General features: G+C 67.7%; 11 protein-coding genes. 8 read left to right on the top strand and 3 right to left on the bottom strand.

Features of this window, described 5'->3' with window-relative positions:
• The 6 genes from SFU54_RS00225 to SFU54_RS00200 all read left to right on the top strand — a co-directional run.
• Positions 1–349: DUF1801 domain-containing protein (locus tag SFU54_RS00225; RefSeq protein ID WP_319014316.1), on the top strand; the 349-nt coding region annotated here is incomplete at its 5' end.
• Positions 350–410: 61 nt separating this feature from the next.
• Entirely contained in the window at positions 411–971 is a 561-nt protein-coding gene (locus tag SFU54_RS00220) for a sigma-70 family RNA polymerase sigma factor (RefSeq protein ID WP_319014315.1), read from the top strand.
• Positions 958–1,554 carry a hypothetical protein gene (locus SFU54_RS00215; protein ID WP_319014314.1) on the top strand — a complete coding sequence of 199 codons (597 nt, stop codon included), beginning with the start codon at positions 958–960 and terminating at the stop codon, positions 1,552–1,554. The genes SFU54_RS00220 and SFU54_RS00215 overlap by 14 nt, the downstream gene beginning before the upstream one ends.
• A 67-nt stretch (positions 1,555–1,621) precedes the next feature.
• Positions 1,622–2,023 carry a phage holin family protein gene (locus SFU54_RS00210; protein WP_319014313.1) on the top strand — a complete coding sequence of 134 codons (402 nt, stop codon included), beginning with the start codon at positions 1,622–1,624 and terminating at the stop codon, positions 2,021–2,023.
• A 137-nt stretch (positions 2,024–2,160) separates the two neighbouring features.
• Positions 2,161–2,775, top strand: a complete 615-nt coding sequence (locus SFU54_RS00205; protein WP_319014312.1) for a PadR family transcriptional regulator — start codon at positions 2,161–2,163, stop codon at positions 2,773–2,775.
• Positions 2,776–2,847: 72 nt separating this feature from the next.
• Positions 2,848–4,470, top strand: a complete 1,623-nt coding sequence (locus tag SFU54_RS00200) for an ABC1 kinase family protein (RefSeq protein WP_319014317.1) — start codon at positions 2,848–2,850, stop codon at positions 4,468–4,470.
• A gap of 10 nt (positions 4,471–4,480) precedes the next feature.
• Here SFU54_RS00200 and SFU54_RS00195 read toward each other — a convergent pair whose 3' ends face one another.
• Positions 4,481–5,737: a PIG-L family deacetylase gene (locus SFU54_RS00195; protein ID WP_319014311.1), complete on the bottom strand. Its 1,257-nt coding sequence runs from the start codon at positions 5,735–5,737 to the stop codon at positions 4,481–4,483.
• Between the two features lie 135 nt (positions 5,738–5,872).
• Between SFU54_RS00195 and SFU54_RS00190 the strand changes: the two genes are divergently transcribed.
• Positions 5,873–6,214 carry a transcription initiation protein gene (locus tag SFU54_RS00190; RefSeq protein ID WP_319014310.1) on the top strand — a complete coding sequence of 114 codons (342 nt, stop codon included), beginning with the start codon at positions 5,873–5,875 and terminating at the stop codon, positions 6,212–6,214.
• Positions 6,215–6,241: 27 nt separating this feature from the next.
• On the top strand, positions 6,242–8,068 hold the full coding sequence (locus tag SFU54_RS00185) for a DUF2207 domain-containing protein (RefSeq protein WP_319014309.1): 1,827 nt from the start codon (positions 6,242–6,244) through the stop codon (positions 8,066–8,068).
• Here SFU54_RS00185 and SFU54_RS00180 read toward each other — a convergent pair.
• Together SFU54_RS00180 and SFU54_RS00175 are read right to left on the bottom strand one after the other, a co-directional pair.
• Positions 8,065–9,312, bottom strand: a complete 1,248-nt coding sequence (locus tag SFU54_RS00180) for an RNA polymerase sigma factor (protein ID WP_319014308.1) — start codon at positions 9,310–9,312, stop codon at positions 8,065–8,067. The genes SFU54_RS00185 and SFU54_RS00180 overlap by 4 nt on opposite strands.
• Before the next feature lie 7 nt (positions 9,313–9,319).
• Entirely contained in the window at positions 9,320–9,682 is a 363-nt protein-coding gene (locus SFU54_RS00175) for a YciI family protein (RefSeq protein WP_319014307.1), read from the bottom strand.
• Positions 9,683–9,818 lie beyond the last annotated feature (136 nt).

The following is a 9,818-nucleotide window of genomic DNA, read 5'->3' as shown; positions in this document are numbered from 1 at the left end:
CGTAACCGCGCTCATCGCGAGTCTCGACGACCCCGCCCGCGCGGTGCTCGACGGCTGTCGAGTGCGTGCGCTCGAGCTCGTACCCGAGGCCGTCGAAGGCGTCTCGTACGGCATGCCCGCCCTGCTCTATCGCGGCAAGGGGCTCGTCGCGGTCGCCGTGACCAAGGCCGGCTACTCGCTCTACCCGTTTAGCGGCCAGGTAATCGCAGCGCTCGCCCCCGAACCTGGCGACATCGCTCGGTCGAAGGGCGCTGTGCAATTCACGGATGCCCGCCCGCTGCCGCCCGCAGCCTTCGATGCCCTCGTGCTCACCCGCCGCGCCGAAATCGACGCGAGTCTCGACCGCTGAGGCTCATCGACAAATGGCGAAATGCATGCCCCGCTGCCGGACATAGTGCAGTGTGAGAGCCGTGACCGATGCCGAGCGCGAGCTGCGTTTTCGCGCCGTCGCCGAGCTCGTTGTCGAGCCGGTGCGGCGCTACCTCGCGCGGCGCACCGACGTTGCGACCGCCGATGACCTACTCAACGAGACGCTCATCGTGTGCTGGCGGCGACTCGACGAGGTGCCGACGGCCGACGAAGCGGTGCCGTGGGCCATTGTCGTTGCGCGCAATCTGCTCGCGAACGCCAAGCGGGCCGAGCGGCGCCGGGGCCGGCTGACGGCCAAGATCATCGCGCTCGACCCGCCCGCATCCGTCATCGAATACGCGAGCGGCGAGAGCGACGCCGACGCGATCGCCGTGCGGGATGCCCTCACGCGGTTGCGCCGAGACGACGCCGAACTGCTGCGCCTCTGGGCGTGGGATGGCCTCGAGAGTCCGCAGCTGGCCACCGTGCTCGGCATCAGCGCAAATGCCGCCGCGATTCGCTTGCATCGTGCGAAAGCGCGCCTCAAAGACGAGCTGATGAAATCGCCCCGCCCGGCCGGACATGTCGAGGCAGAGGAAGGGAGCACCGATGCACGACGATGACCGGCAGTTGCGCGAGCACCTGCGCGGCGCCGACCCGGCGCACAACCTGGCTCCCCTCCCGCCAACGTGGCTCGACCACAGGATGGAGCAGATCATGACCGAACAGACCACCGCAGCCCCTGCCGTGCCCGCGCGCAGCGCTCGCCGCACGTGGATTCCCGTCGTGGGCGTTGCCGCAGCGCTCGCGATCGCGGCCGCCGTTGCCGTGCCGCTCGCGCTGGGCGGCACGCCCACCGTCGAGCAGCTCGCTCAACCGACGGGCGGCGATCTCGCGAGCGGCAGTTGCATGATCGTGAGCCCCGAGGGCTTGCTCATGAACGAGCAGGCCTTTGCCGCGCGCGTGCTCACCGTCGAGGGTGACGTCGTCACTCTCGAGGTGACCGAGCGCTTCACGGGCGAGGTTGCTGACCGCGTCGAGGTTCCGCAGGTTGACGCCGCTGACGGCGACTTCTCGGGCGTGCCGTTCGAGGTCGGCGAGAGCTACCTCGTCGCTGCCACCGACGGCCAGATTGCGGGATGCGGACTCAGCGGCACCGACAGTGCCGACCTCCGCGCCGTCTACGACGCAGCGTTCGGCGGCTAAGGCCCCCGGCCACGCCGCGCGGGTATAGCGTGTTGGCCATCGCCTCGGCTCGACGAAAGGCCCACCCATGCTTCGGTTCTTCATTCGCCTCGCGATCTACCTCGGCACGGCAGCACTGGCGCTGCTCGTCACCTCGTGGATCCTGCCCGGTTTCGGCCTGAGCCTCTCGGGCTTTCTCGTGGCGGTCGGGGTCTTTGCGCTCGCGCAGAGCATCCTGACTCCGTTCATCGTCAACATGGCGCGCAAGTATGCGCCCGCCGTGCTCGGCGGCATCGGGCTCGTGTCGACCTTCGTGGCGCTGCTGCTCGCGAGCCTCTTTCCCGGGGGCATCACCCTCAGCGGAATCGACACCTGGGTGCTCGCGAGCCTGATTGTGTGGCTCATCACGGCGCTCGGCGGCTGGCTGCTGCCGCTGCTCTTCTTGCGCGGCAAGCTCGCCGACCCGAAGTCGGGCGGCGCGGCGAAGTAGCCGGCCAGCGCACGCAGGGCGCGCACAGCGCGCACCGATGCGGCCGTCGGCGGGCATCCAGGTGGCGTGCGTAGCCTGAGAGCGGTGTGAGGGACGCCGTTCGACGCTCCCCCGCCATCGCGTGAAGGGACCCCGCAATGCGCAGCTCATCCTCCTCGTCCAGCTTTGACATTCGAGAGGCGGTCGAGAACCTGCGTGACGCGTTCACCCCGCGTGGTTCGGGACGCTCAGCGGGGGCATCGCACGGTGACCTGCGCGCGGCGATCCTCTCGGCGCTGCAGCACGACGCGAAGAACGGCCACCAGGTCATGCAGGCCATCGGCGCGGCCAGCGGCGGCATGTGGATGCCCTCCGCGAGCCAGGTGTATCCGATGCTTCAGCAGCTCACCGACGAGGGTCTGCTCAGTGTTCAGCACGACGGCGAACGCAGTGTCTACGCGCTCACCGAGTCGGGCCGCGAGGCCGCTGCCGCGCACGCGCACGCGCACGAGCCTGCCGGCGAGAGCTCGAGCCGCTCCAGCTGGAACGTCAGCGACATCACTGACCGCATGAGTGACATGGCCGATCGCGTGAGCGGACGCATGAACGATCACTGGAGCGAGCGCACCTCGGCCGTGCCGCGCGCCGGCGCCAAGCTCGCGCAGGCGGCGGCGCAGGTGACGCAGTCGGGCACACGCGAGCAGCAAGAGCGTGCGGCGGCGCTGCTCGACCAGACGCGCAAAGCGCTCTACGCCATCCTCGCCGAAGACTAGGTCGTGCCGAGCGAGAGCGCGAACCGCGCTCCCACGAATGATCCCGCACTGACGGCGCGCTACCGCCGCATCATGCGCTTTGCCGCGCGCGCTCTCGTGCAAGCGTGGTGGTTCGAGCTCGTGCTTCCGCGGTTCGGCATGGCGCGTCTTGCGGCGCGCGGGCGCATCCGTCGCCTGCAGAAGCTCGCGCGCAGGTTCCACGACCTGGCGGCTGACCTTGGCGGGCTCATGATCAAGGTGGGGCAGTTTTTGTCGTCGCGCCTCGACATTCTGCCGCCCGAGATCACGAGCGAGCTCGAGGGGCTGCAAGACGAAGTGGCGCCCGAGTCGCTCGCCGCGATCGTGGCGCAGGTTGAGCGCGAGCTGGGCATCCCGCTCGATCGTGCGTTTTCGTCGTTCGAGAGTGAGCCGATCGCGGCCGCCTCGCTCGGCCAAGCGCACCGTGCGCGACTGTCGCCCGGCATCGCGGCTGACCTCGGGTTTGAGAACGTCGTCGTGAAGGTGCTGCGGCCCGGCATCGAGCAGATCGTCGAGGTTGACCTCGCCGCGCTGCGGCGCGTGGGTCGGTGGTTGTCACGCGTGCGGCTCGTGAACCGACGAGCCGATGCCCCGGCGCTCGTGGAAGAGTTCGCCGCCACAAGCCTCGCCGAGATCGACTACCGCACCGAAGCCGGCAACGTCGAGCGTTTCGCCAACGACTTCGCGAACGATCCGCGCGTCGGCACCCCGACCGTGGTGTTTGAGCGCAGTGCGCGCCGCGTGCTCACGCTGAGCGATGTGACCGCGATCAAGATCACCGACGTCGCCGCCTTGCTGGCGGCGGGCATCGACCCCAACGCGGTCGCCGGCGAACTCGCCCGCGCCACGTTCGAGCAGATTTTCGTCGCGGGCTTCTTTCACGCCGACCCGCACCCGGGCAACATCTTCGTGACCCCCGGTGGCGAGGGCGGCTTCTCGCTCACCTACATCGACTTCGGCATGATGGGCGAGATTCCCGACGACCTGCGCAGCGGGCTGCAGCAGTTCATCTTCGCCGTCGCCGCCCGCGATGCCCGCGGCTGGGTCGTCGCTACGCAGCGCCTGGGCGTGCTGCTGCCGAGCGCCGACACCGTCGAACTCGAGCGCGCCATCACGGCGCTCTTCGATCGCTTCGGCGGCATGGGCGTCGCCGAGCTCACGCGCATCGACCCGCGCGAGCTCGAGCAGTTCGCCCTGCAGTTCAGCGAGCTCGTGCGCACCCTGCCGTTCCAGCTGCCCGAGAACTACCTGCTGCTCGTGCGCACCATCTCGCTCATCTCGGGCGTCACGAGTGCGCTCAACCGCGACTTCAACATGTGGGACGCCGTTGACCCCTTCGCGCGCACGCTCCTCAACGGCGGCGGGGCTTCGACCTTGCGATCGGTCGGCCGCGAAGGCATCGCGATTCTCTCGGCGCTCGCGCGATTGCCCCAGCGAGTGGATGCTCTCGCCACGCGCCTCGACCGCGGCGAGCTCGCCGTGCGCAGCCCCGAAGTCGAACAGCGCTTGCGCCTGCTCGATGGCAGTGTGCGCCGCGCGACCTCGGCGGTACTCTTCGCGGCGTTGCTCATCGGCGGCATTGTGCTGCGCTCGAGTGATGAGGTGCTCAGCTGGGTGCTGCTCGGAGCGTCAGCGTTGCCCCTCCTGCACGTCGTGCTGCCCTGGCGGCTGCGGTAGGGATCGACCTTCAGCGGTGCTCGCCGACGACTCGAGTCTTTCCGTCGTCGTCGACCTCGAGCAACACCTCGCGGTGTTCGCCTGCCGGCCAATCGCACTGATCGAGCAACCAAGCCGGAGCCGCAATGTGCTCGAGACCGCGGCGAGTGGCGACCCCCGATGTGCCCCCAACGAAGAGCAACTGCCGTTCGGGGGTGAAGGGGTTGGGCAGTGATGCGATGACGACGTGACGGGCTGACGCTGACGACGGCGCCACTCGAGCGCCTGTGCTGCGATCGACGACAAACGGGGGTGCGAGGCGAGGCACCTCGTAGTCGATGATCCAGCGCACCGGCGAGAGCCGGTTGTACACCTCACGCACGACACGATTGCCGATAGGACCGCCGACGAGCAATACGGTGTCGCCCGCAGCGAGCACGGCATCAGCATCCACTTCGAGCGACGCTTTTTCGACCAGGGGACTGCGTGGCTGCCAGGCCGCCCGAAACGCTTCACGCAGAGCGTCGCGTCCGATGTTTTTGTCGGCCGAGGGCCAATCGATTTCGGCTCCCGCTTTTTGCCAGGCGGGATACAGCAAGAGCAACCCGCCACCGGCAAGTTGGGGTTCCCAATAGCGGTGAAAAGGCGACTCGCTGAGTGCACGAGCGAGTGCGAATGCCGCGGCTGGCGCACCCACCTGGTGGTCGATCTCGAAGCCTTCGGCAGCGGCGAATCCTGCTCGCGCCCCGAACGCTCGGTCAACGTCGATCAGACTCTGCTTGGTGATGCGGTGCTGCTGCGACGCGTGTGCCCCCAGCGCCGCCGCTTTCTTGGCGGCGCGCTCGGGAGTGAGTTCGACGAACAGCCTCGGAGCGAACGCCGCTTCGGCCGAGATGTGCACCGAATAGTGCATGAACACCGCGTGCCGCACTGCCGCCCGCATGACGGCGGCACTCGCAACGTGGTCGTTATGGCTGTCGTGGGGTGTCGTCACGACAACGATTTGCGGCGTGATGGCGTGGTCTTTCAGAATCTCGCGCACGCGCGACACCGTTGGCCGATTGACCTGCAGTTCTCCGTCACGCTGCGCCGCAAAGTGCACGCGAGACGCATCGACCCCGAGCGCCACGGCAGCGGCCGTGGCTTCAACCCGCCGAACCTCGGCGTCGACCGGGTCGTCGGTGAGAATGAGCACCGACACCTCGGCCACGGCGAGAGCGCTTTGCACGAGCGCCGCCGCGCCGATCTCGATGTCGTCGGGGTGTGCACCGACAAAGAGCATCTGCATATCGCGAACGTCACCTCCCACGGTTGGTGACCGCGGTCGCCACGACCGTGTCTGACTTCATCGTAGGGGCGCGCAGCGACGGATGCCCCACGATCGTGCTGGCCGCGGCTCGACCCCGTGCACTAGCGTCGCCCCATGACCAAGTACCTCATCTCGTTTCCGAGTGGCGTCATGCAGGTTGCCGATGGCGATTGGGACAACGTCGTCGAAGAGTCGCACCAGGTCATCCGCGACATGAAAGCCGCAGGCGTTTACGTGTTCGGCGGCGGCATCAACGAAGAGGTCGAGACGGTCGCGGTTGCCGGTGATGGCACGGTGAGTCGCCCGCTCTACGCCGCGTTCGACAAACTCGACGGCGGGCACACGGTCATCGAGGTGCCGACGCGCGACGAAGCGGTCGAGTGGGCTAGGCGCGTCGCCGTCGCGTGCCGCTGCCCGCAAGAGCTGCGCGAGTTCATGTACGACCCCGAGTCGTAGCCGACGGTAATCGCTAGGGTTGCCCGCATGCGCACGCCCGCACGACTCGCCCTCGCTCTGACCCTCGCGGCCGGGTTCGCCCTGACGCTGGCCCCCACGGCGGCCAATGCTGACACGAGCGACTTTACGTTCGACTCGTTCGACGCCGACTACACGCTCAGCCGAGAAGCCGACGGCACGTCGACCCTGCTTGTCGTCGAGACAATCGTCGCCCGCTTTCCTGACTTCGATCAGAACCGCGGCATCATCCGCGCCATCCCCGACGACTACGACGGCGTGCCGCTCAACACGAGCGTCATCAGCGTGACCGACCAGAACGGCACCGACGTCTACTACGAGTCGGCCTACTCGGGCGGTTTCGTCGAGCTCTACCTGGGCACCGACGAGTTCGTGCGCGGCGTGCAGACCTACGTCATCAGCTACACACAGCAGAACGTCGTGCGTTCGTTCGACGACACGTCGTCTGACGAGTTCTATTGGGACGTCAACGGCACCGGCTGGCAACAGCCCTTCGGCCGCGTGAGTGCAACCGTGACCCTCGCGCCCGACGTGGCCGCGGCGCTCTCGGGCAACACGGCGTGCTACGTCGGCGCCTTTGGTGATACCGAGCAGTGCACGATTCAGGATGCGGGCGGCACGTTCACCGCCGCCGCCACTGATCTCGCTCCGGCCGAGACGCTCACCGTGGCAATCGGCTTCGCGCCCGGCACCTTTCTCACTCCCGAGCCGACACCCCCACCCGAGCCGCAGGAGATTCCGCTGTGGATGCACCTGCTCTCCGGCGGCATCGGCCTCGCGAGTTTCGCCGCCCTCGGCGCGTCGGTCATCTCGCGCGTGCGCTCCGGCTCGGGCGCGAAGAGCCGTGGGGCGATCATTCCGCAGTACTCCGAGCCCGAGGGCTTCGACATCGTGCAGGCCGGCTACCTGATCGGGCGACCCGCCTCGGGCATCCCCGCCGCTATTGTTCGGCTGGCGGTGCGCAAGAACCTGCGCATCCTCGCCTATGCGGTCGAGAACTCGACGGCGCCCTACACCCTGCAATACCTCAGCGACGATCACACCGACGTGCTCGACCTGTCGTTGCTCGAGGCGATCTTCGGCACCGACCGAACCCCGGGTGACCTCACGCCCTACGGAAAGTACGACGCGACGCTCGGCGCCAAACTCACTCAATTGCAAGCGCGTGCCGGCAGCTCGATCGTCGACGAGGGCTTCAAGCGCGCAGCAACCGGCAAGAGATTCGGCTGGCTCATGCTGGTGGCTCAATGGATGCTCTTCGCTGTGGGCTTTGGCGTGCTGGCGATCTCGTTCGTGCTCTTTCTCAATGTGAGTCCGCTCATCCTTCTCGCACTCATCGGCGCATTCATCGCCGGCTTCGTCGCCTTCGGTCTCGCTATTCGCCCGAAGCAGTTCACCGAGAAAGGTCGCGAAGCCCGCGACTATCTCGAGGGCATGAACCTCTATCTCACCGTGGCCGAAGAAGAGCGGCTGCGCATGCTGCAAAGCCCGCAGGGCGCAGAACGCATCGACGTGGGCAACAACCTCGAGCTCGTGAAGCTCTATGAAAAGCTGCTGCCGTGGGCCGTGTTGTGGGGCGTTGAAGACCGGTGGATGCGCGAGCTCGCCGTTCGCGCCGCCGCGACCAACACCACACCCGACTGGTTCGTCGGCACGAACGGCTTCGAGGTCTCACTGTTCAGCAGCGCCGTGCGCGGTGTCATCACAACAACGACCGCGCCGGTGTCGAGTTCGTCGTGGTCGGGCAGTAGCTCCGGCAGCAGCTTTTCGGGCGGCTCGTTCGGCGGCGGCTTCTCCGGTGGTGGCGGTGGAGGTGGCGGCGGGGGCGGGCGCTAGCCTGCGACGTCTGCGGCCCGGCGTGCCAGGTGCCGGCGCTCGGCCTCGTTGCTGGCGAGCTCGCGCGCACGCTCGAAGCTCGCCGCCGCGGGGCGGCCGGCCCGGGCGAGCAACTCGCCGCGCGTCGCGTGGAACAAGTGGTAGTCGTCGAGCCCGGTGAGGCGGTCAAGCACGGCAAGGCCGGCGAGGGGGCCGTCGGCCATCGCAATCGCGACGGCGCGGTTGAGCTCAACGACGGGGTTGGGGGCCATGCGCCCCAGTTGCGCATACAGCTCAGCGATCGCCGACCAATCGGTGTCGGCGGCCGTGCGCGCGTTGGCGTGATGCCCCGCGATGATGGCTTGCACTTGGTAGGGGCCGGGGACCATGCGCGTCATGGCACTGTGCAGTCGGGCGTTGGCTTCGGTAATGACGTCGAGGTTCCAGCCGGTGCGGTCTTGGTGTTCGAGCAGCACGAGTTCGCCGAGCCCGTCAACCCGAGTGCCCGAGCGCGCGTGGTGATAGAGCTCGAGGGCGAGTAGCCCCTCGGCTTCGGCGCTCGCGGGCACCTCGTCGACCACCTGGCGCGTCAGCCGAATGGCCTCGAGCATGAGGTCGACCCGCGTCACATGCGCAGCGCCGCGCGACAGGTAACCCTCGTTGAAGATCAGGTAGAGCACCCGCAGCAGCGCGTCCACGCGCTCGTCGAGATTCGCTGGAATCGTGAGCGGCATGCCTGCCTCACGAATCTTGCGCTTCGCCCGCACGACGCGCTGCGTGAGCGTGGCCTCGGGCAACAGGTAGGCGGCCGCGACTTCGGCGGCGGTCAATCCCCCCGCCAGGCGCAGGGTCAGTGCCACCTGCGTGTCACGGTCGAGCGCCGGATGGCAGCAGAGCAAGAGCAGCCTGAGGCGCTCGTCGCCGAGAGAAGAAGCATCCATGATCAGGTCGTCCTCCTCCCCTGCGTCAGTCGTCGTGTGGTGCGCGGTCAGTTCGGGCGCGGCCGCCTCGAGGCGGCGACGGGATGCTCGGTCTCGCCGCAGCTGGTCGATCAACGTGTTGCGGGCCACGGTGTAGAGCCACGCGGCGGGGCTTTCAGGAATGCCCGACTGCCACGCCGTCAGGGCGGTGATGAGGGCATCCTGAACCGCATCGTCGGCAGCATCGAGGTCGCCGAAACGACGCGTGAGGAGAGCGAGCACTCGCCCGCTCTCCTCACGCGCTAGCCGGGTGACGGCGTCGGCGATCTGCGCCGAAGGTGTCACGCTCTGCTTATGCCGCGTCGGGTCGGAACGCGACCGGGCGAATCTCGAGCGAGCCCGAATCAACCGGCAGCTTCTTCGCCAGCTCGATGGCCTCGTCGAGGTTCTCGGCCGAGATCAGGTAGAAACCGCCGAACTGCTCCTTTGTCTCGGCGAAGGGTCCGTCGACGATCTCGGGAGCCTGCCCCGGCGTGTGGCGCAGGGTCGTGGCCGAGCTCGTCGGGGCGAGGTTCGCGCCGCTGACCCAGTGACCGCGGTCGATGAGCATCTGGTTGTAGGCGAACCACGAGCCCATGAACTCGTCGAAGCCAGGGTCACCGGGGGCGAGGCGCGGGCTGGACTCGTCGCCGTGGATGAGGATCATGAATTCCATAGTCGTATCTTTCTCTCTCGGGCCAGCGATCTGCTTGCTCTCACTCAGATGACGAATTGCTCAGGGCGAATCGACAACATGAGGAAAATATTCTTTCTCGGCGACCTCGTCGCGTCGTGAGCGCCACCAGCGCATC

It is taken from the genome of Microcella sp. (assembly GCF_033763155.1).
Taxonomy (GTDB): Bacteria; Actinomycetota; Actinomycetes; order Actinomycetales; family Microbacteriaceae; genus Microcella.
The sequence above is the reverse complement of the archived record's forward strand: the minus strand, read 5'-3'. Positions and strand labels throughout refer to the sequence as shown.

What these genes read in the sequence shown, in the direction of transcription:
- SFU54_RS00215 (WP_319014314.1), top strand. Translation starts at nt 958, where the DNA reads ATGCACGACGATGACCGGCAGTTGCGCGAGCACCTGCGCGGCGCCGAC.
- SFU54_RS00210 (WP_319014313.1), top strand. Translation starts at nt 1,622, where the DNA reads ATGCTTCGGTTCTTCATTCGCCTCGCGATCTACCTCGGCACGGCAGCA.
- SFU54_RS00205 (WP_319014312.1), top strand. Translation starts at nt 2,161, where the DNA reads ATGCGCAGCTCATCCTCCTCGTCCAGCTTTGACATTCGAGAGGCGGTC.
- SFU54_RS00200 (WP_319014317.1), top strand. Translation starts at nt 2,848, where the DNA reads ATGCGCTTTGCCGCGCGCGCTCTCGTGCAAGCGTGGTGGTTCGAGCTC.
- SFU54_RS00195 (WP_319014311.1), bottom strand. Translation starts at nt 5,737, where the DNA reads ATGCAGATGCTCTTTGTCGGTGCACACCCCGACGACATCGAGATCGGC.
- SFU54_RS00190 (WP_319014310.1), top strand. Translation starts at nt 5,873, where the DNA reads ATGACCAAGTACCTCATCTCGTTTCCGAGTGGCGTCATGCAGGTTGCC.
- SFU54_RS00185 (WP_319014309.1), top strand. Translation starts at nt 6,242, where the DNA reads ATGCGCACGCCCGCACGACTCGCCCTCGCTCTGACCCTCGCGGCCGGG.
- SFU54_RS00175 (WP_319014307.1), bottom strand. Translation starts at nt 9,682, where the DNA reads ATGGAATTCATGATCCTCATCCACGGCGACGAGTCCAGCCCGCGCCTC.